Origin of the sequence: Micromonospora sp. NPDC000442 (genome assembly GCF_042898635.1) — a bacterium.
Classification (GTDB): Bacteria; Actinomycetota; Actinomycetes; order Mycobacteriales; family Micromonosporaceae; genus Micromonospora.
Window position 1 is genome coordinate 1 of record NZ_JBIAYZ010000006.1, and the last position, 19,899, is coordinate 19,899.

The following is a 19,899-nucleotide window of genomic DNA, read 5'->3' on the forward strand; positions in this document are numbered from 1 at the left end:
TCGAGCTGCTGCCCCCGGAGGCGCTCGCCAGCCTTGCGAGAGAGCCCTATTCCAAGGAGCTTCTCCAGGAGTACTTCCAGAAGGCCGACGTCTACTTTGTCGACAGGCCCCGCGATGTGGAGGATCGGAGCTCGGTCCAGGATCTGATCGACGGTCTCCGGGACAACCTCTATTACCGGGGGCCTGGCAACGAGCAGCTGAACAAACTGTTCTACAGAACACTCACCAGGCTGCCGAACTGGGTGCCACGTGCGGAGCACGGTGAGCGGGGCGACCAGGTGGAGTTCGTCGCCGCATGCGTCAGCGGCGGAACTCCGCGAAGCTCCGACGCGATCAACCGCCGGGAGGCGCTTGAGGAGTTCACGAAGACCGCCATTCGTCAGGACCTCTTCTCGTACTCCGACACCGGGGAGCGGTATCCGGACAAGGACCTGTCGAGGGTCATCGACGCCTGGGCCAGCGGCAAGATCGTGTATCTGTTCAACCCGGAGCAGCCCGGCCACTAGCGTCGCGTAGCGGGGTCCGGGCTGGCGGTGGACGGCGCACCGTTCTGTGCCACGGGGTGGGACAGCAGCGGTGCGCCGGCGGACGCACCGGGACCGGACCGGCTCAGGAAAGCAGATCGGTCCGGGCGGCACCGGTGGCGGGGTCGAACGGATAGGACAGGTGTTGGTGCACCAGCTGCCAGCCGCCGTCGCGTCGGGCAAAGATTCGGGTACCGCGCGACCAGCTCTCGACGGTCGCGTCACCGGGCGTGGTGACCCGTACCCGGTTCAGGCCCCAGGACACGGCGAGATCACCGTCAACCACGAGCGTCTGGTCCGGCACCTCCCAGCTCACCGCACCATCACCCGCCGCGTCGAGGCGGGCCCGGCAGATCTCGCGTACCGCCGGCTCGCCGACATGCCGCAGCGGTGCTTCGTGCTCGTACGACACGACGTCCGCGGCGATCGGCTCCATCAGGGCGTCGAGGTCCTTCGCCGCCGTCGCGGCGAACCATCGCTCGTGCAGCTCGTACAGTTCCCGCTCGTCGGCGACGGAATCCCGGTCGGACGCCGGGTCGAGGGCGAACGAATGATGCTCGTGGGTGACCACCCAACGCCCGTCGTGGCGGCGTAGGCCGAGGGTGAGGCGCAACCGCCGATCGGGCGCCTCGGCCAGGTCCTCCGCCGTGCCGCAGCGCAGCAGGGCGTACGCGAACGCCACGTCGTCGCCGGCGGTGACCTCCAGCGACTCGATGTCGAACGACGCACCCTGAGCCTGCCACCGGAAGAACGGCGGCCAGGTCTGCCGGTACGCGTCGAGACCACGCACGCCCCGCTGCGGCGGCGGCACGTCGAACATCACGATGTCCTCGGCGTGGTCGGCGAGCACCGTGGCGAGGTCCCCCTGGTGTACCGCCCTGGCCCAGCGTTCAATCAGCTCGCGAATCTGTTCCTCGTTGGTGGTCATGCTCGGCTCGGTCCTTCCGGGTCGATCGGGTCCGTCACCCCTACAACCCCGGGCGGCACGCGAACTCACCGCGGGTGGCCGATTCGTCTTCGCAAAGTCGGGCGGGCAGGCCGAACTCCGGGAACGGGGCGTCGAGGAAGGAGACCACCTCGCTGACCCGGCTGCCGTCCAGCGCCAGCAGATCCAGACCCGCCGGCCGGTAGCTTCCCTGGGCGTCGTCCCAGAGGTACGTGCCGAACGCCAGCTGCCCGTTCGCCGAGGCCGGCAGGAACCGCCAGCGGTGTGACAGCACCGCCTCGGCCAGGAAGCCCTCGATCGCGGTACGGCCCTGGTACCAGACCCGCTGCGGCGGCATCGAGTACCGCGCGTCCTCGGCCAACATCGCCACCAGGGTCTCGACGTCACCGGTCTCCCAGGCTGCCGCGTACCGCCGGGCGAGATCGCGCCGCGCCGGGCCGCCGAGCGCGCCGAGGGCTCGTTGCTGGGTCCGGTCCGGCAGCAGGCCGGCGAGTACCGCGCGGGCCCGCCGCAACGCGCTGTTGACCGCCACGACCGTGGTGTCCAGCAGGTCGGCGACCTCGCGGGCCGGGTAGCCGAGCACGTCACGCAGCAGCAGGACCGCGCGTTGCCGGGCGGACAGCTGTTGCAGCGCGGTGACGAACGCCAACTCCACGCTTTCCCGGGCGATCACCCGAGCCGCCGGGTCCAGGTGGTCGGCCCAGGCCATCAGCCGATCCGGGTACGGCTGCAACCAGGCCACCTCGGTCGTCGGAGTGGTGTCAGGGCCCAAGCCGGTGGGCAGCTCCCGACGCCGTCGCCGCCCGATCAGCGTCAACGCCCGGTTCGTCGCGATCCGGTACAGCCAGGGTCGGATCCCGGCGTGGTCGTCGAGGCGATCCAGACCGCGCCAGGCCCGATCCAACGTGTCCTGTACCGCGTCCTCCGCGTCGTGCAGCGAGCCCAGCATCCGGTAGCAGTGCGCCCGCAACTCGTCCCGCAGCGGCCCGACCAGACGGCCGAACGCCGCACCGTCACCGGCCCGCGCCGCCGCGAGCAGCTCCGCGGCCGACCCATCTGCCCGGCGCGGTCGCTGCCCGGGCGTCCGATCAGGCTCCACACCGGCACGGTACGCCGCCGGACCTCGATGCGCCGGTCACCCCCACCTGCCGGGCCCGGGGGCCCGGGACGGTTCGACCGTGGGAGGATGCGCCATGTGTTGATCGCTGCTGACCAGAGGCGACCGGTGGGCCGGTTCGTCGGACGGGCTGTCAGCACCTCGGATCGTTCGAGGCAAACGGGGCAAGGGTCGGGCGGCCGATCGTGCGTCCGCTAACCCGACGGCCCGCGTGGCAGCGACGTGGTGACCGGTTTCGGCATCCGGCGCAGATGATCGCCGTGGGCTTCGCCGGAGCGATAGTGGTGGGCACCGGTCTGCTGTCCCTGCCATGGGCGACGCGGTCGGGAGATCGCACAGAACTGGTGGACGCACTCTTCACCGCCACCTCGGCGGTGTGCGTCACCGGCCTGGTCACGGTCGACACCGGCAGCTACTGGTCCACCTTCGGGCAGGTGGTCATCCTGCTGCTCATTCAGATCGGCGGCCTCGGGATCATGACCCTGGCCACGCTGTTCACCGTGCTGCTGTCCCGTCGGCTCGGGCTACGTGCCCGCTTCCTCGCCCAAGCGGAAACCAAGAGTCTCAACCTGGGCGACGTACGCGGCGTCGTGCGCCGAATCGTCGTGTTCAGCCTCGTCAGCGAGGCAGTGGTAGCCACGCTGCTCACCATCCGGTTCGCCACCGCGTATCATCGCCCGTTGGGAACGGCGCTCTACGAGGGCGTCTTCCATGCGATCTCCGCGTTCAACAACGCCGGCTTCTCCACGTACGCGGACAGCCTGATGGGCTACGTCACGGACCCCTGGATCACGCTGACCATCACGGCGGCCGTCATCCTCGGTGGGCTGGGATTCCCGGTCGTGTTCGAACTGGTCCGTTCCTGGCGCCAGCCCTCGTACTGGTCGGTGACGACCCGGATAACCGTCGCGCTCACCGTCGCGCTGCTGGCGCTCGGCACCGTGGTGTTCACTCTCGCCGAGTATTCGAATCCGGGCACGTTCGGCCCACTCGGCGGTCCGCAGAAACTGCTCGCCGGGTTCTTCGCCTCCGCGATGACCCGTACGGCCGGTTTCAACAACGTCGACATCGGGGCGATGCGTCCGGAGAGCCTGCTCGCCAGCGACGTGCTGATGTTCATCGGCGGCGGCAGCGCGGGCACGGCCGGCGGTATCAAGGTCACCACCTTCGGACTGCTCGCCTTCGTCCTGTGGTCCGAGATGCGTGGCGAGACCCAGGTGAACGTGGGCCACCGCCGGATCCCTGCCAGCAACCAGCGTCAGGCTCTCGCGATCGTCCTGCTCAGCGCGGGCACGGTGGCCGTGGCCACCTTCACCCTTCTGGCCACCACCCCGTACCGGCTCGACGCGGTCCTGTTCGAGGTGGTGTCGGCCTTCGGCACCGTTGGCCTGTCCACCGGCATCACCGGTGACCTGCCGCCGCAGGCCGACGTGCTACTCGTTCTGCTGATGTTCGCCGGCCGGATCGGACCGCTCACCCTGGCCTCCGCGCTGGCGCTGCGCGATCGCAACCGGCGATTCGAACTACCCGAGGAGAGGACGATCGTTGGCTGACGTCCGTAACGAGCCGGTCGTCGTGATCGGCCTGGGCCGCTTCGGCAGCGCTCTGGCTCTTGAACTGGCCAAGCGGGGTACCGAGGTGCTCGGCATCGACAACCAGCCGAAGACCGTGCAGAGCCTCGTCGGGCAACTTCCGCACGTGATCACCGCGGATTCGACCGACATCGAGGCGTTACGGCAACTCGGTGTTGGCGACTTCCACCGGGCGGTCGTGGCGATCGGCACCGACATCCAGGCCAGCATCTTGACGACCAGCCTGCTCTCGGAGCTCGGCATCCCCGACATCTGGGCCAAAGCCGTGAGCGGGCAGCACCGCAACATCCTGACTCGCGTCGGCGCCCACCACGTCATCGCGCCGGAGCACGACATGGGTGAACGCACCGCCCACCTGCTCACCGGCCGCATTCTCGACTACGTTGAGGTGGACGCGGACTTCGCCGTCATCAAGACCAAGCCTCCGCACGACGTGGTCGGCATGCCGCTGCGCGAGTCGCGCCTCCGCAGCCGGTGGGGGGTGACCGTGGTGGCGGTGAAACCGGAGGTCGCCATCGGTGGCCGCCAACCAGGCTTCACCCACGCGACCCCCGACACCGTGCTGACCTACGGCGATCTGATCCTGGTCGTTGGTCCGGTCGACAACGTCGAACGATTCGCTGCCGCCGAGTAGGAGGGCGTCTGACGCCCGACCAAGACGGCGGCCCGGATCTTCGGCCGGGCCGACGACCCGGCGACGCGAGCGGCTTGTCGCCGTGCATTGTCGGACATGGCCACTATCCTCACGCGTCGTGACAGCACAGCTGAACGAGATGCCGCCCGACCTGCTGGAGTTGTTCGTGGCCGCCGCTGCGCGCCCGCGGACGTTGTCCGTGCCGCTTCCGCCCGGCCGGACGATCCGCGGCGACGGGGGCGACGCCGACCGGCCCACGCTGTGGCTCAGCGACGGCCCGGCTCCGGCCGGGCTGTGGTCGCGGCTGCACGCGGCGCACGCGCAGTCGGGGTTGTGGCCGTTGCTGCTGGACGGCTACGACGGTGAGCCGACGCGGCCGTGGGACGACGGCGAGTTCTGGCCCGAGCGCGGGTCCTCGCCCACCGAGCATGATCCGGAGCGGCTGCTCGCCGACTGGTGGGCGGGCCAGACGGCCCCCTACGACGGCGACGACCAGCTGTCAAACGACCGGCGGGTCGCCGTGACCGCCCCGTACGGGCAGGACTGGCCGGGGCTGGCACCGCCCGGCGAGCCGTGGACGACGCCGGAGCGGCACGCTGACCACTGGGCCGAGCAGCTCTCGCTGGCCCAACCGGCGATGCGCCTCGGGCTGGTTCCCGCCGAGCGGGGCAGCGATGCCCTGGCCGTCCTCGGCTGGCTGGGCGCGGTCAACCACACAAACGATCCCGGCCGGCTGTCGGCCGTGCTGCGCAGCTGGGAGGACCGGTTCGGGGTCCGGGTGATCGGGGTCGGCTTCGCCGAGCTGTATCTGAGCGTCGCCGCACCTCCGGAGGAGACCGCTGAGGCGTTGCGGGTGGCCGCCGAGCACTTCGCCTTCTGCCCCGACAACGTGTGGCAGGGGCAGCGGCCGTGCACCCTGGCCGCCTACGCCGAACGAATCGTCGACGCGCCGACCTGGGCGTTCTGGTGGGACTGACCCGGGTGCTCCTCAGTGGGCGGGTTCACCCTGACCGGGCAGCGTGAGCGTCACCAGGAAGGCCGCGTGGTCGGTCGTCCGTGCCATGCTGACCGACCTGGTGGATTCGATCCCCAGGTCTGCCGTGGCCATGAACTGCTGCACTCCGCCGTCGTGCCGGTGCCGGTAGTCCGCCGGTACGCAGGATCGCACGTCGGGCGTGCCGCCGTGACGCAGGTTGAGGTCGCCGCTGACCACGGTGGGTCGATAGCGACCGTCGCGGTGCAACTGCGGGATCGCCGTGCCGAGCAGGTGCGAGCACTGGGCGAGGGCCAGGGTTGAGCTGGTGTACGCCAGGTGTGTGGTGCAGGCGAAGAAGAGGGTCCGGGCCTCCACACAGAGCCAGGCCCGCTGCTCGGGGTCGGCCGGGTCCTGTGCCGGGTAGATCCCGGCGTGCACCTCGTGGTCGCCCGCCGGTGCCGCGATGTGCGTAAGCACCCCGACGCCGTACTGCTGCCCGTTGACGCAACGGTACGGCTCGCCGGTGCGGCCGTTTCGCGCCGGCTGGAAGGCGGCCGCGACCGTGCCGTCGTGCACATCCGTCATCGCCCGCTCCAGGGTGCCCACGTCGCCGGAGCAGATCTCGTTGAGGGTGACGACGTCGGGGGCCTCGGCCCGGATCACCTCGGCGGCCCGGGCCACCGAGCGGCCGGTGTAGCAGCCGGTGGCCATGCCACTGTTGCACAGGTTCAGCTGGAGCACCCGCAGTGGTGCCGGTGCGACCGGTGCGACGACCGAGCAGCCCGCCAGGACCGTGGCGACCGAGAGCAGGGCGACGGCGGCCGCCAGTTGCCGCAGAACTATCGGACGAGAAACCATGCACCAGCCCTGGCTCGCGGAGGGGCTGAAAGTGTATCCGTACCGGCGTGCTCCGCCGCCAGGTTTGTCACGGTCGGCGATCGGGACCGCCGGCTGGGTGATGGCGGCGGCGGGCGGCGGTACGGAGGTCAGGTCCGCAGCGGGTACGGGATGAAGGTGCTGCGGTTCTCGTCCACGTCCAGGTGTCGGCTGATCGGCGGGGCGGCCCGCTGCGGGCAGGTCATCCGCTCGCAGGTCTTGCAGCCCGGCCCGATCGGGGTCGCCGCCTCGGCCGCGTGCAGGTCCATTCCCGTGGAGTAGACCAGCCGGCTGGCGTGCCGCACCTCGCAGCCCAGCCCGATGGCGTACACCTTGCCGGGCTGGCCGTAGCCGCCGTGGTGGCGGGTGATGGTGCGGGCGATCCACAGGTAACGCTGCCCGTCCGGCATGGCGGCGACCTGGGTCACCACCCGCCCCGGTGCCCCGAACGCCTCGTACACCGTCCACAACGGACATGTGCCGCCGGTACGCGAGAACGGGAAGCCGGTGGCCGACTGGCGTTTCGACATGTTGCCGGCCCGGTCGACCCGGACGAAGGAGAACGGCACGCCGCGCGCCCGGGGCCGCTGCAACGTGCTGAGCCGGTGGCAGACCGTCTCCCAGCCCATCGCGTAGTGCTGGGTGAGCAGGTCGATGTCGTAACGGCGCTGCTCGGCGGCGGCCAGGAAGTGTTCGTACGGCAGGATCAGCGCCGCCGCGAAGTAGTTGGCCAGGCCGACCCGGGTGAGAATCTGGGTCTGCACGTCGTCGAACTCCTCCGACTCGACGATCTCGTCGATGACGTCGGCGAACTCCAGCAGCGCGATCTGCGCCGCCATCCGCATCGCCTCCTGCCCGGCGCGCAGCGACGTGGACAGGTGCAGGGTGCGGGTCTGCGGGCGGTACCGGTGCAGCTCACCACCGAGTGCGGCGGCGTCCTCGCGGGTGACGTGTACGCCGTGCCGCTGCGCCAGCCGGTCGCGGAGCAGGGCGCGGACCTCGCCGCGACGCAGCCCCATCCGCCCGGCCAGCCGCTCGGCCTCCTCGTCGAGATCCGGTACGTAGTTCTGCCGCCGGTAGAAGAACTCGGTGACCTGGTCGTGCGGGCTACGACCGATCCGCTCCCGGTCGCCGACCAGCTCGGCGAGCTGTTCGTCGGCCTGCTGGTAGCGCCGGTGCAGCTCGATGACCGCCGCGGCGACCTCCGGCAGCCGGGTGGCCAGTTCGGTGAGTTCGGTCAGACCGGCGCGTCCGGGCAGCGCCTCGCGTAGCCCGGCGACCAGCCGAGGGGTGTCGTGCGCGGCGAACACGGTCGGGTCGACGCCGAACAGTTCGGTGATGCGTAACAACACCGGTACGGTAAGTGGCCGGCTGTCGTGCTCGATCTGGTTGAGATAGCTCGGGGAAATGCTGAGGTGTCGGGCCAGTTCCGTCTGGCTCAGCCCACGCTCCTCGCGCATCCGGCGCAGCCGGGCCCCGGCGAAGGTCCTGGCGACGGCCCTCACCTCCCTGATCCGGCGACCTGATCCGGCCACATTAGCACTGCTGCGAATGGGCGCTTTCACAACTTCGCAGAATCGCCCGTTGACTTTTCAATAATTGGCTTTTTCCGTCCCTCGACCACTTCCGGCGTGCCATGTGACCGTGGGCTCCACACCCGGCGGCCCGGCGTCTCGCGCAGCGTCACCAGGTGACGACGGAATTCGAAGGGAATGAGCAACGATGGTTACCGCGGTCGAGCAGTTGCAGCACGAATGGGACACCAACCCCCGCTGGCGGGGTGTGCGGCGCAGCTACCGCGCCGAGGACGTGGTGCGGCTGCGTGGTGCGATCCAGGAGGAACACACCCTGGCCCGGCACGGCGCGAACCGGCTGTGGCGGCTGCTGAACAGTGAGGACTACATCCACGCCCTCGGCGCCCTCACCGGCAACCAGGCCGTGCAGATGGTCCGGGCCGGGCTCAAGGCGATCTACCTTTCCGGCTGGCAGGTGGCCGCCGACGCGAACCTGGCCGGGCACACCTACCCCGACCAGAGCCTCTACCCGGCCAACTCGGTGCCCGCGGTGGTGCGTCGGATCAACAACGCCCTGCTGCGCGCCGCGCAGATCACCACCGCCGAGGGCGACACCTCCGGCATCGACTGGCTGGCGCCGATCGTCGCCGACGCCGAGGCCGGCTTCGGCGGCGTGCTCAACGCGTACGAGCTGATGAACGCGATGATCGCGGCCGGTGCCGCCGGGGTGCACTGGGAGGACCAGCTCGCCAGCGAGAAGAAGTGCGGTCACCTCGGCGGGAAGGTGCTCATCCCCACCGGCCAGCACATCCGCACCCTGGAGGCGGCGCGGCTGGCCGCCGACGTGGCGGGCGTGCCGTCGGTGGTCATCGCCCGCACCGACGCCCAGGCCGCCACCCTGCTCACCACCGACGTCGACGAGCGGGACCAGCCGTTCGTCACCGGCGAGCGCACCGCGGAGGGCTTCTACCGGGTCCGCAACGGCGTCGAGCCGTGCATCGCCCGTGGCCTGGCGTACGCCCCGCACTCCGACCTGCTCTGGATGGAGACCAGCACGCCGGACCTGGAGGTCGCCCGGCGCTTCGCCGAGGCGATCAAGGACGAGCACCCGGACCAGTTGCTGGCCTACAACTGCTCGCCGTCGTTCAACTGGCGTAAGCATCTCGACGACGCGACCATCGCCAAGTTCCAGCGGGAACTCGGCCACATGGGATACAAGTTCCAGTTCATCACCCTGGCCGGCTTCCACGCCCTCAACTACTCGATGTTCGACCTGGCCCGCGGCTACGCGGCCGACGGCATGTCGGCGTACGTCTCGCTCCAGGAGCGGGAGTTCGCGGCCGAGCCGGCGGGCTACACCGCGGTCAAGCACCAGCGCGAGGTGGGTACCGGCTACTTCGACCTGATCAGCACGGTGCTCAACCCGGCCGCCGAGACCACCGCGCTGCGCGGCTCCACGGAAGAGGAGCAGTTCGCATGAGATACGAGATCATCGGCCCGATGGCCGAACGCTTCGACGAGGTCCTCACGCCCGAGGCACTGGAGTTCCTGGTCGCGCTGGACAGCGAGTTCGCCGCCCGCCGGGTTGCCCTGCTGGACACCCGCCGTGCCCGCCGCGACCGCTACGCCACCGGTCAGCTGCCCGACTTCCTGCCGGAGACCGCCGCTGTCCGCGACGACCCGACCTGGCAGGTGGCCGCGCCCGCATCCGGCCTGGAGGATCGCCGAGTCGAGATCACCGGCCCGCCGGACCGCAAGATGACCATCAACGCGTTGAACTCCGGTGCCAAGGTGTGGCTCGCCGACTTCGAGGACGCCACCGCGCCGACCTGGCAGAACGTCATCAGCGGCCAGCTCAACCTGATCGACGCCCTGGACCGCCGGATCGACTTCACCGACGCCCGAGGCAAGCGGTACGCGCTCGGCGACGACCTGGCCACGATCGTGGTCCGGCCGCGCGGTTGGCACCTGGTGGAGAAGGGGATCGTGGTCGACGGGCGGCCCATCTCGGCCAGCCTCGTCGACTTCGGCCTCTACCTGTTCCACTGCGCCCGGCGGCAGCTCGACGCCGGAAAGGGCCCGTACTTCTACCTGCCGAAGCTGGAGAGCCACCGCGAGGCGCGGCTGTGGAACGACATCTTCGTCTTCGCCCAGCGCTACCTCGGGCTGCCGCAGGGCACCATCCGGGCCACCACGCTTATCGAGACGATCACCGCCGCGTTCGAGATGGAGGAGATCCTCTACGAGCTGCGCGAGCACTCGGCGGGCCTGAACGCCGGGCGGTGGGACTACATCTTCAGCATCATCAAGAACTTCGGTCAGTGGCCGGACTTCCTCCTGCCGGACCGCGCCGAGGTGACGATGACCGTGCCGTTCATGCGCGCGTACACCGAACTGCTGGTGCGCACCTGCCACCGGCGTGGCGCGCACGCGATCGGCGGGATGGCCGCCTTCGTCCCGGCCCGCGACCCGCAGGTCAACGAGGTGGCGCTGAGCAAGGTGCGGGCGGACAAGCAGCGCGAGGCCGGCGACGGCTTCGACGGCTCCTGGGTCGCCCACCCCGGCCTGGTGGCGACCTGCCGGGAGGTCTTCGACGCGGTGCTGGGCGAGCGACCGAACCAGCTCGACCGGCGCCGCGACGAGGTGACGGTCACCGCCGCCGAGCTGCTCTCGGTGGACAAGACCCCGGGGCAGGTCACCGAGGCGGGGGTGCGGGCCAACGTCGCGGTGGCGTTGCGCTACATCGACGCCTGGCTCGGCGGCGCGGGCGCGGTGGCGCTGTGGAACCTGATGGAGGACGCGGCCACCGCCGAGATCGCCCGCTGCCAGTTGTGGCAGTGGCTGCACCACGGCACTCCGCTGGCCGGTGGGGGATCGGTGACCGAGGAACTGGTCCGCTCGATGCTCGCCGAGGAACTGGCCACGGTGACCGAGGGGCGCGAGGACGCCGAGCGGGAACGCGCCGAGCAGGCCGCGCGCATCGTCGAGGAGACCGCCCTCGGTGAGGACCTGCCGTCGTTCTTCACCACCAGCGCGTACGCCCGGCACCTGGGGCCGGCGCGGGAACTCGCCCTGACGGCCGGCTGAGTCGGCGTCAGCGCGGGTGGCGGCGCCGGTCGGGTTTGGGCCGACCGGCGCCGCCACATCCGTCAGCCGTCGATCCGGGTGATGTTGCGGATCTTGTTGGACGCGTCCAGGGCGGCGACCTTGTACGCCTCGGCCAGCGTTGGGTAGTTGAACACCGTGTCGACCAGGTAGTCCACCGTGCCGCCGCAGCCCATCACCGTCTGCCCGATGTGGACGATCTCGGTGGCGCCGGTGCCGAAGACGTGCACGCCGAGCAACCGGCCGTCCGTCGGCGAGACGAGCAGCTTCAACATGCCGTACGAGTCACCCACGATCTGGCCGCGTGCCAGCTCGCGGTAGCGGGCGATGCCCACCTCGAACGGCGTCGCGCTGTCGGTCAGCTCCTCCTCGGTCTTCCCGACGAAGCTGATCTCCGGGATGGTGTAGATGCCGATCGGCTGCAACTCGTGCATCGGGCGGTCCGGCTCACCGCAGGCGTGCTGAGCGGCCAACCGTCCCTGCTCCATCGATGTCGAGGCCAGCGCCGGGAACCCGATCACGTCGCCGACGGCGTAGATGTTCTCCACCGCGGTGCGGTAGCTCGCGTCGACCTCGATGCGACCACGCCGGTCCGCGGTCAACCCGGCCGCGGCCAGGTCCAGCCCGTCGGTCTGGCCCTGCCGGCCGGCCGAGTACATGACCGTGTCCGCGACGATCTTCTTGCCGCTCTTGAGGACGCACAACGCGGCGGTCTGGTGCTTCTCGACCGAGGCCACCTCCTCGCCGAAGCGGAACGTCACGGACAGGTCCCGCAGGTGGTACTTCAGCGACTCGACGACCTCCTCGTCGCAGAAGTCCAGCATCCGCTCCCGGCGTTCGACCACGGTGACCTTCGTGCCGAGCGCGGCGAACATCGAGGCGTACTCCATGCCGATCACGCCCGCGCCGACCACGACCATGCTGCGGGGTACGGCCTGGAGGTTGATGACACCGTCGGAGTCCACGATGGTCCGGTCGTCGAAGTCGACGCTCTCCGGCCGGGCCGGCCGGGTGCCGGCGGCGATGATGGCCTTGTCGAAGGTGACCTTGGACTCGCGTCCGGAGTCGCCGTCGACCCAGACCGAGTGGGCGTCGGCGAACCGTCCGGTGCCGGTGATGATGGCGACCCGGTTGCGGGCCAGCTGGTTGCGGATGACATCGGTCTGCCGGTTGATGACGTGCTGGGTCCGCGCGGCCAGATCGCTGACCGTGATCTCGTCCTTGACCCGGTAGCTGCTGCCGTAGAGGTCCCGCTGGCTGAGGCCGGTCAGGTAGAGCACCGCCTCGCGCAGGGTCTTGGACGGCACGGTGCCGGTGTTGATGCACACCCCGCCGAGCATGTCGCGTCGTTCCACCAGGCCGACCCGCCGGCCCAGCTTCGCGGCGGCGATGGCGGCCTTCTGACCGCTGGGCCCGGAGCCCAGCACCAACAGGTCGTAGTCATACACGATCACCAGCGTCGCAAGATGTCGCGCCCGGCGCCAGACCTGTCGGGTAGGCGGCAGGTGACGTTAACCAGGTTGGAACAAAGGCGACGAGCCGCCGGGCGCGACGCGGGCCGGCCCGGCAGCGCGCTGCCTCAGGCGTGGGGGGCGGCCCCGGCCAGCGCGGCCGGCCCCATGCGGAAGTCCGGATCGATCTGGGTGGTGAGGTCGATTCCGGCGCGGTCGTTGGCCCACGCCTCGGCGTTGCGCCGGTGGAACTCGTGGGCCCACCTGGTGAACGCCGCCCAGTCCTGCGCGGTGCCGTCGACGGCTTCGGCCATCCGGCCCAGTACGGCCCGGTTGGCGTCCTCGAGGTCGTGCAGCGGGCCGACCGTGCCGCGTTCGGCGCGGCGCACGTACGCCGACCGGTTCATCCAGGTCAGCAGGTCGGCGCCGACGTGCTCGCGGAGGAACTCCACATCGGTCGCGTCCTCGACCTTGTTGCCGATCACCGACAGGGCCACCCCGTAGTCGCGGGCGTAGCCGGCGTACTGGCGGTAGACGCTGACGCTGCGCACGGTCGGCTCACAGACCAGGAAGGTGCGGTCGAAGCGGGTGAACAGTCCCGAGGCGAACGAGTCGGCACCCGCGGTCATGTCCACCACCACGTACTCGCCGGGCCCGTCGAGCAGGTGGTTCAGCAGCAGCTCCACCGCGCCGACCTTGGAGTGGTAGCAGGCCACCCCCAGATCCTCGGCACTGAACTCACCTGTCGCCGCCAGCCGTACGCCGCCGACGGTGGCGACGCACTCGGCGTAGATCGGGTTCTCCTCCGCCACCCGCAGCAGCCGCGAGCCCCGTCCCGGGGGAGTCGTCTTCACCATCTGCGCGGCCGAGCCGATGCGTGGGTTGTCGCCGCGCAGGTACTCCTTGATGGCCGGCAGGTGCTCACTCAACGGCCGTATCGTGCCCGCCACGACCGGACCGCCGAGAGCCACCGCGAGGTGCTGGTTGATGTCGGCGTCGATGGCCAGCACCGGGCGGCCCTCGGCGGTGAGGTGGCGGGCGTGGAGCGCGGCGAGGGTGGTCTTGCCACTGCCACCCTTTCCGACGAAGGCGATCTTCATCGGCGCCCCTCCGGCCAGATGCTAACGGTAACCGTTTCCATGAATCGCATGGTAACGGGTCGCTTCGCTGTCCGACGCCGAACCCGCCGCCTGACTCGCCGAGGTCGGTGTGACCGGCTGCCGATCGCCGGCCGGGGCGAGGTCGAGCACGTCTGCGGCCAGCCGACGAAGGTTGGGTAGCCCGACCTCGGGCCCGCCGCCGGCCTCCACCATGAACAACAGATGGCGTACGCCGGGCAGCGCCGCCGCCCGGGTGACCGCCTGCCGGCAGCGGCCGGGTGCGCCCACCGGATGGATGTCGATCAGATGCTCGACGTAGCCGGCCGGATCCCGTTGCCCGGCCGGTGCGCCGTCCAGGCGGACGTACTCCCGGGTGCCGGCCAGCAGCGGGGGGAGCCCGGTGGCGACCACCCGCGCCGCCGCCGCGTCGGTCTCCGCCACCTGGGCGAGATGGGCGCTGGCATGATCGATGCTGGCGAGGTCGTGGCCGTGCGCCTCGGTCACCCGCGCGTAGCGGTCGAGCAGCTCCGCCTTCTCGGCGAGGTCGGCGTGCAGGCCGAGCAGCAGCGGCAGGCCGTGCCGGGCGGCGAGATCGACCGTGCCGGTCGAGGTCGCCGCGACCCAGACGGGCAGCCGGCCGCGCGGTCGCGGCACCACCGGGACGGCACGGAACGGAAAGCGATGGTTCCCGGCCACCGCCGGTTGCCCGGACAGCCACCGGGTCAACAGCTCCAGCGAGTCGTGGAACCCGTGCGCGAACCGCTCCGTCCCGGTGCCGAAGACCTCCAGATCCACCCAGGGGCCACCCCGACCGACACCGAGCCGGAACCGTCCACCGGACAGCTCGTGCAGCAGTGCCGCCTCCTCGCCCAGCGCCACCGGGTGCCGGTTGGACAGGATGCACGCGGCGGTGCCCACCTCGATGCGGCGGGTGGCGCCGAGCAGGTGCGCGGCGAAGGTGATCGCCGACGGGCACACCCCGTAGGAGATGAAGTGGTGCTCGGCGATCCACACCCCGGCGAAGCCGGCGGCCTCGGCCGCGTGGCCGTAGCGGTGGGCGGTCGCCAGCGCCTCGGCGTGCGATTCACCGGGGCGTTGCCCGGCGAGCAGGAACAGGTGCGCGCGTACGCCCCGACCGGCCCGCCGGGCCTCGCTCGGATCAGCAGTCACGCAGCTCGGGAGACTGGTTGAGCAACTGGCCCCGCATCGAGATGAACCGGCGGTAGGTGTCGGAGTCGACGGCGGACGGCCGGAACGCCGCGACCCGGTGGCAGTTCTGGAAGGCGAGCTTGACGCCGAAGTGACGCTCCAGGCTGGACCGGATGGCGTCACTGGCCAAAGCGCGCAACAGTTGACCCCGTTCCGCCTCGCTGGGCGGGGGCACCTGGTTGTCGGCGAACTCGGCGTCGGAGGACGCCAGCTCCGACGCCACCCGGCTGACGGTCTGCCAGGCGTACGGCAGTGACTCGCGGACGCAGGCCACGAATGCCTCGTCGTCAACGGGGCCGGACTCGGCGGCCCGCAGCAGGCTCGGCGACACGGTGAGAGACATGCTCCTCCTCAGCTAACGATCACGGTTGTCATTACCGCTACGCTGGGAGCACATCACGTCACTGTCGGCAGTGTCAATGCCTGCCGGGGGTGGCGCCGGTCAGCCGAGGGCGCGCAGCCGGGCGGCGAGGGTGTCCTGGAAGAAATCGAGGAAGCCGTCGGGGTCGGGACCGGCGTTCTGCAGCACGATGTGGTCGAAGCCCGCTTCGACGTACGTCCGCACCGCCTGGACGTGCACGTCCGGGTCGGGACCGACGGCGAACTGCTGCCGGATGTCGTCCTCGGTGACGGTGCGCGACGCCGCGTCGAAGTTCACCGGGTTCGGCAGCTCGCTCATCACCTTCCAGCCGGTGACCGCCCAGCGGCTGGTCTCCCAGGCCGCCCGCACCGCCTGCTGTTCGTCGGGCGCCCAGGCGAGCGGGACCTCGGCGTAGCGGGGGCCCTGCCCGCCGAGTCGCTTGTAGGTCTGCACCAGATCAGCCTCGGGTTCGGTGGCGAACAACCCGTCGCCGAGTTCCGCGGCGACGGTCACGGACGCCTCACCGCTGGCGGCGACGGCGATGACGGGCAGTTGTTCGGGCAGGTCGAACACGCGCGCGTCGTCCAACTGAAGATGCTTTCCCTCGTACGAGCGGTAGCCGCCGGACCAGAGCAGCCGGATGATCTCCAGCGCCTCGCGGAGCCGTTCGTGTCGCCCGCGGACCCCGGGGAAGCCCTGGCCGACGACGTGTTCGTTCAGGCGCTCGCCGGCGCCGACGCCGAGGGTGAACCGGTTGTCGGACACCAGGGCGAGCGTGGCGGCGGCCTGGGCGATGATCGCCGGGTGGTAGCGCACGCTCGGGCAGGTGACCCCGGTCGCCAGTTCGATCCGGTCGGTCCGGGCGGCGATCGCCCCCAGCACGGTCCAGGTGAACGACGAGTGGCCCTGGCTGTCCAGCCAGGGATGGAAGTGGTCACTCATCTCGACGAAGTCGAACCCCACCTGCTCGGCGCGGACGGCCTGCCGGATGATCTCGTTCGGCCCGAAGCCCTCGCTTGACAGCTTGTATCCGATCCGCATCAGATCTCCCGATCATGAACCCAGCCCTGTCCTGCCACTTTGCACCAGCGCGCCCCTTTTGGGAGAGGAAACAGGGGAGTGCCGCTGTCGTTGCCCGACGACGGGGCGGGGAAGTCCGGCGTCGGTCACGACAAACACGTAACTCATCGGTTACGCTTTAGCGGTGGACGACGTGGCCGCCGCGATCGCGGACCCGGTCCGGCGGCGCATCCTCGAACTGCTGCGTGAGCATCGGCTGCCGGCCGGGCGGATCGCCGAGGAGTTCGAGATCAGCCGCCCGGCGATCAGCCGGCACCTGCGCGTACTGCGCGACTGCGGCCTGGTCCGCGACACCGTCGTCGGCCGCCGGCGGTGCTACGAACTGGATCCGACCCGGCTCGCCGAGCTGGTCCGGTGGCTGACCCCGTTCACCCGGACCGACCTCTGGGAACGTCGCCTCGACGCCCTGGAGACCGAGGTCTACCGTGCCCGCCGCGACCGCCGTACCGGCGACTCGCCATCCTCCCCACAGGAGCGCACCGCATGACCCGCATACCGACCGGCCGACTCTTCGGCGCCGACAACGGCGTCGACCTGGTCCTCACCCGCACCTTCCCCGCCCCCATCGACGACGTGTGGGCCAGCCTCACCGAGCCCGAACGCACGGCACGATGGTTCGGTCCCTGGGAGGGCGACGCCGCGCCGGGCCGCACCATCCGGGTGCAGATGGCCATGGAGGAGGAGGCGCCCTGGTCCGATCTGCGGATCGACGCGTGTGAGCCGCCCCGGCGGCTGGCCGTGTCCATGCGTGACGAGTACGGCGACTGGGTGCTGGAACTGCTGCTGACCTCCCACGGCGAGCAGACCGAGCTGCGCTTCGTCCATCACCTCGACGACGCCACCGGCATCGGCGAGGTGGGGCCGGGCTGGGAGTACTACCTCGACTGTCTGGTGGCCGCCCGCGACGACACGGCGCTGCCGTCGTTCGACGACTACCACCCGCCGATGAAGGCGTACTACGAGCAGCTGCGGCCGGAGTGATCGAAGATACCCACATCCGCGCCATTCGCTCCGTTTTGCTCGGTCTACCCCGGGTACCGCCCTGGCATCTGGCTCTCGTGCCCCAGGGAGGTACCCGTCGAGATGAATGCCCGCAACCCCGCCAAGGCGGTCAAGGATGTCGTGGAGGCCGCGGCGGAGAAGGTGACCGATGCCCTCACCCCGCAGGTGCCCGGCGCGCCGGGCAGCGCCCCGCCGTCGCTCGACGAACCGACGACGCCACACGAGCCGCTGCCGCCGAAACCCGAGCAGGGCGCCCCGCAGACCCGTACGCCGACCGGCGCCGAGACCGGTGCGCCGGTCACCGCCAACGGCCAGCAGGGTGCCTTCCTCACCACCGCGCAGGGCACCCGCCTACGGGACACCGACCACTCCCTCAAGGCCGGCCCGCGCGGGCCCGTCCTGCTCCAGGACCACCACCTGCGGGAGAAGATCACCCACTTCGACCACGAGCGCATCCCCGAGCGGGTGGTGCACGCCCGCGGGGCGGGTGCCCACGGCGAGTTCACCGCGTACGGCACCGCCGAGGCCGTCACCCGGGCGGGCTTCCTGCGGAAGGGGCGGACCACCGAGGTCTTCGTCCGCTTCTCCACGGTGCTCGGCTCACGGGGCTCGGCCGACACCGTCCGCGACACCCGGGGCTTCGCCACGAAGTTCTACACCGACGAGGGCACCTTCGACCTGGTCGGCAACAACATGCCGGTCTTCTTCATCCAGGACGCCATCAAGTTTCCCGACATCATCCACGCCGGCAAGCCGCACCCCGACCGCGAGATCCCGCAGGCCCAGAGCGCGCACGACACCTTCTGGGACTTCGTCTCCCTGCACACCGAGGCGCAGCACCACACCATGTGGAACATGTCCGACCGGGGCATCCCCCGCTCGTACCGGACCATGGAGGGCTTCGGCGTCCACACCTTCCGGCTGGTCAACGCCGCGGGCGAGACGGTGCTGGCCAAGTTCCACTGGAAGCCGAAGCTGGGCGTGCACTCCCTGGTCTGGGAGGAGGCCCAGTTGCTCGGCGGCATCGACCCGGACTTCCACCGGCGGGACCTCTACGACGCCATCGAGGCCGGCGCGTTCCCCGAGTGGGAACTCGGCCTCCAGGTCTTCCCCGACACACCCGAGGAGACCTTCGCCGGCATCGACCTGCTCGACCCCACGAAGATCGTGACGGAGGAACTCGCACCGGTGCAGCCGGTCGGCAAGCTCACCCTGAACCGCACCCCGACGAACTTCTTCGCCGAGACCGAGCAGGTCGCCTTCCACGTGGGACACCTGCCACCGGGCATCGACGTCACAAACGACCCGCTGCTCCAGGGGCGGCTCTTCTCGTACGTCGACACGCAGTTGACCCGCCTGGGCGGACCGAACTTCGCGCAGATCCCGATCAACCGACCGCACGCCCCGGTCAACGACATGCTGCGCGACGGCTTCCACCAGCACGCCGTCCACGCGGGCGTCGCGCCGTACCGGCCGAACTCCCTGGACGGTGGCAACCCGTTCCCGGCCGGCGCGGACGACAACCCGTTCGTCGACGTGCCGGTGCAGGTCACGCCGGCACCCAAGGTACGCGCCAGCCCCGCCTCGTTCGACGACCACTTCAGCCAGGCCCGCCTGTTCTGGCTGAGCATGTCCCCGGTCGAGCGGGAACACATCGTCCGGGCGTACACCTTCGAACTGGGCAAGTGTTACCACCAGGCGATCAAGGAACGGCAGCTCCAGTGCCTGGCCAACATCGATCTGGTGCTCTGCGCCCAGGTCGCCACCGGCCTCGGTCTGCCCGCACCGGAGCCGACCGTGCCGGTGGCCGACGTCGAGCCCAGCCCCGCGCTGTCCCAACTGGGCCGGCAGTGGCCGGCCGACGGCCGGATGGTGGGCATCGTCGTCGACCCCGACGCCGACCTGGACAGCATCCGGGCGGTCCGCGAGGCGGTCTTCGCCGCCGACATGGTGCCGCTGCTGATCGCGCCGCACGGCGGCACCATCGGCGACCTGCCCGCGCAACGCAGCTTCGCCACCGGCCGCTCGGTCGAACTCGACGCGCTCCTGCTCGCCTCGGCGCCCGCACCGGCCCCGGACGCGATGCCGGCCCGCGACGCCAAGGCGGGCGCGGCCGGCTCGACCGCCGTCGACCCCCGGGTGCTGCTGATGGTCGAGGAGTGCTGGCGGCACGCCAAGGCCATCGGCGCGTGGGGCACCGGCGTCACGGTGCTGGAGCAGGCCGGCGTCACCGGCTCGCCGGGCGTGGTCACCGCCGACTCCGCGACCGACGTCCTGGCCGCCGTCCAGCAGCTGATGCCCCACCACCGAGTCTGGGACCGATTCCCCGCCGCACTCGCCTGACCGCGCCGCCCCGACAGAAGATCCTGGTCCGTGAGCGCCCCCAGGGGCCCTCACGGACCAGGATTTCTG

At 70.5% G+C, this 19,899-nt stretch carries 18 protein-coding genes; 9 read left to right on the plus strand and 9 right to left on the minus strand.

The window, feature by feature from the left end; translation table 11 throughout:
• On the plus strand, positions 1-506 hold a 506-nt coding region (locus tag ACFY2A_RS11185; RefSeq protein WP_387170745.1), incomplete at its 5' end, for a hypothetical protein.
• 103 nt (positions 507-609) lie between these two features.
• Here ACFY2A_RS11185 and ACFY2A_RS11190 read toward each other — a convergent pair.
• Both ACFY2A_RS11190 and ACFY2A_RS11195 read right to left on the minus strand, forming a co-directional pair.
• Positions 610-1,452: a YybH family protein gene (locus ACFY2A_RS11190; RefSeq protein ID WP_387170747.1), complete on the minus strand. Its 843-nt coding sequence runs from the start codon at positions 1,450-1,452 to the stop codon at positions 610-612.
• A 40-nt stretch (positions 1,453-1,492) separates the two neighbouring features.
• Positions 1,493-2,509, minus strand: a complete 1,017-nt coding sequence (locus ACFY2A_RS11195) for a sigma-70 family RNA polymerase sigma factor (protein WP_387171294.1) — start codon at positions 2,507-2,509, stop codon at positions 1,493-1,495.
• Between the two features lie 329 nt (positions 2,510-2,838).
• On the opposite strand from ACFY2A_RS11195, the gene ACFY2A_RS11200 reads away from it, so the two are divergent.
• The 3 genes from ACFY2A_RS11200 (at position 2,839) to ACFY2A_RS11210 (ending at position 5,789) form a co-directional block, all read left to right on the plus strand.
• Complete coding sequence (locus ACFY2A_RS11200; RefSeq protein ID WP_387170748.1) at positions 2,839-4,140, plus strand: TrkH family potassium uptake protein; 1,302 nt, start codon at positions 2,839-2,841, stop codon at positions 4,138-4,140.
• A complete protein-coding gene (locus ACFY2A_RS11205; protein ID WP_363924687.1) occupies positions 4,133-4,813 on the plus strand; it encodes a TrkA family potassium uptake protein in 681 nt (226 codons plus the stop codon). Before ACFY2A_RS11200 ends, ACFY2A_RS11205 begins: the two co-directional genes overlap by 8 nt.
• 118 nt (positions 4,814-4,931) lie before the next feature.
• The gene (locus tag ACFY2A_RS11210) at positions 4,932-5,789 is read left to right on the plus strand and encodes a DUF4253 domain-containing protein (protein WP_363924686.1); all 858 of its coding nucleotides are present in this window, start codon (positions 4,932-4,934) and stop codon (positions 5,787-5,789) included.
• 12 nt (positions 5,790-5,801) lie between these two features.
• Here ACFY2A_RS11210 and ACFY2A_RS11215 read toward each other — a convergent pair whose 3' ends face one another.
• On the minus strand, positions 5,802-6,647 hold the full coding sequence (locus ACFY2A_RS11215) for an endonuclease/exonuclease/phosphatase family protein (RefSeq protein WP_387170750.1): 846 nt from the start codon (positions 6,645-6,647) through the stop codon (positions 5,802-5,804).
• 128 nt (positions 6,648-6,775) lie between these two features.
• Positions 6,776-8,170: a short-chain fatty acyl-CoA regulator family protein gene (locus ACFY2A_RS11220; RefSeq protein ID WP_387170752.1), complete on the minus strand. Its 1,395-nt coding sequence runs from the start codon at positions 8,168-8,170 to the stop codon at positions 6,776-6,778.
• A 217-nt stretch (positions 8,171-8,387) separates the two neighbouring features.
• Between ACFY2A_RS11220 and aceA the strand changes: the two genes are divergently transcribed.
• Together aceA and aceB are read left to right on the plus strand one after the other, a co-directional pair.
• Positions 8,388-9,659, plus strand: coding sequence for an isocitrate lyase (aceA, locus tag ACFY2A_RS11225; RefSeq protein WP_363924683.1), 1,272 nt, complete (start codon positions 8,388-8,390; stop codon positions 9,657-9,659).
• On the plus strand, positions 9,656-11,266 hold the full coding sequence (aceB, locus tag ACFY2A_RS11230; protein ID WP_387170754.1) for a malate synthase A: 1,611 nt from the start codon (positions 9,656-9,658) through the stop codon (positions 11,264-11,266). Before aceA ends, aceB begins: the two co-directional genes overlap by 4 nt.
• 62 nt (positions 11,267-11,328) lie before the next feature.
• Here aceB and sthA read toward each other — a convergent pair whose 3' ends face one another.
• The 5 genes from sthA to ACFY2A_RS11255 all read right to left on the minus strand — a co-directional run bounded on the left by sthA (position 11,329) and on the right by ACFY2A_RS11255 (position 16,446).
• Positions 11,329-12,732, minus strand: coding sequence for a Si-specific NAD(P)(+) transhydrogenase (gene sthA, locus ACFY2A_RS11235; RefSeq protein WP_387170756.1), 1,404 nt, complete (start codon positions 12,730-12,732; stop codon positions 11,329-11,331).
• 131 nt (positions 12,733-12,863) lie between these two features.
• Entirely contained in the window at positions 12,864-13,835 is a 972-nt protein-coding gene (locus tag ACFY2A_RS11240) for an ATP-binding protein (protein WP_387170758.1), read from the minus strand.
• Between the two features lie 21 nt (positions 13,836-13,856).
• Positions 13,857-15,005, minus strand: a complete 1,149-nt coding sequence (locus ACFY2A_RS11245) for an LLM class flavin-dependent oxidoreductase (RefSeq protein ID WP_387170760.1) — start codon at positions 15,003-15,005, stop codon at positions 13,857-13,859.
• Complete coding sequence (locus ACFY2A_RS11250) at positions 14,995-15,387, minus strand: SCO5389 family protein (protein ID WP_387170761.1); 393 nt, start codon at positions 15,385-15,387, stop codon at positions 14,995-14,997. Before ACFY2A_RS11250 ends, ACFY2A_RS11245 begins: the two co-directional genes overlap by 11 nt.
• Before the next feature lie 99 nt (positions 15,388-15,486).
• The gene (locus ACFY2A_RS11255; protein ID WP_387170763.1) at positions 15,487-16,446 is read right to left on the minus strand and encodes a TIGR03557 family F420-dependent LLM class oxidoreductase; all 960 of its coding nucleotides are present in this window, start codon (positions 16,444-16,446) and stop codon (positions 15,487-15,489) included.
• Between the two features lie 163 nt (positions 16,447-16,609).
• Here ACFY2A_RS11255 and ACFY2A_RS11260 point away from each other — a divergent pair, with 163 nt between their 5' ends.
• From ACFY2A_RS11260 to ACFY2A_RS11270, 3 genes are all read left to right on the plus strand, one after another.
• Complete coding sequence (locus tag ACFY2A_RS11260) at positions 16,610-16,972, plus strand: metalloregulator ArsR/SmtB family transcription factor (protein WP_387170765.1); 363 nt, start codon at positions 16,610-16,612, stop codon at positions 16,970-16,972.
• Positions 16,969-17,466 carry an SRPBCC family protein gene (locus ACFY2A_RS11265; protein WP_387170767.1) on the plus strand — a complete coding sequence of 166 codons (498 nt, stop codon included), beginning with the start codon at positions 16,969-16,971 and terminating at the stop codon, positions 17,464-17,466. The genes ACFY2A_RS11260 and ACFY2A_RS11265 overlap by 4 nt, the downstream gene beginning before the upstream one ends.
• Before the next feature lie 102 nt (positions 17,467-17,568).
• Positions 17,569-19,830: a catalase gene (locus ACFY2A_RS11270; protein ID WP_387170769.1), complete on the plus strand. Its 2,262-nt coding sequence runs from the start codon at positions 17,569-17,571 to the stop codon at positions 19,828-19,830.
• Positions 19,831-19,899: the final 69 nt, after the last annotated feature.

What these genes read in the sequence shown, in the direction of transcription:
- aceB (WP_387170754.1), top strand. Translation starts at nt 9,656, where the DNA reads ATGAGATACGAGATCATCGGCCCGATGGCCGAACGCTTCGACGAGGTC.
- aceA (WP_363924683.1), top strand. Translation starts at nt 8,388, where the DNA reads ATGGTTACCGCGGTCGAGCAGTTGCAGCACGAATGGGACACCAACCCC.
- ACFY2A_RS11255 (WP_387170763.1), bottom strand. Translation starts at nt 16,446, where the DNA reads ATGCGGATCGGATACAAGCTGTCAAGCGAGGGCTTCGGGCCGAACGAG.
- ACFY2A_RS11190 (WP_387170747.1), bottom strand. Translation starts at nt 1,452, where the DNA reads ATGACCACCAACGAGGAACAGATTCGCGAGCTGATTGAACGCTGGGCC.
- ACFY2A_RS11240 (WP_387170758.1), bottom strand. Translation starts at nt 13,835, where the DNA reads ATGAAGATCGCCTTCGTCGGAAAGGGTGGCAGTGGCAAGACCACCCTC.
- ACFY2A_RS11250 (WP_387170761.1), bottom strand. Translation starts at nt 15,387, where the DNA reads ATGTCTCTCACCGTGTCGCCGAGCCTGCTGCGGGCCGCCGAGTCCGGC.
- ACFY2A_RS11215 (WP_387170750.1), bottom strand. Translation starts at nt 6,647, where the DNA reads ATGGTTTCTCGTCCGATAGTTCTGCGGCAACTGGCGGCCGCCGTCGCC.
- ACFY2A_RS11265 (WP_387170767.1), top strand. Translation starts at nt 16,969, where the DNA reads ATGACCCGCATACCGACCGGCCGACTCTTCGGCGCCGACAACGGCGTC.
- ACFY2A_RS11270 (WP_387170769.1), top strand. Translation starts at nt 17,569, where the DNA reads ATGAATGCCCGCAACCCCGCCAAGGCGGTCAAGGATGTCGTGGAGGCC.
- ACFY2A_RS11200 (WP_387170748.1), top strand. Translation starts at nt 2,839, where the DNA reads ATGATCGCCGTGGGCTTCGCCGGAGCGATAGTGGTGGGCACCGGTCTG.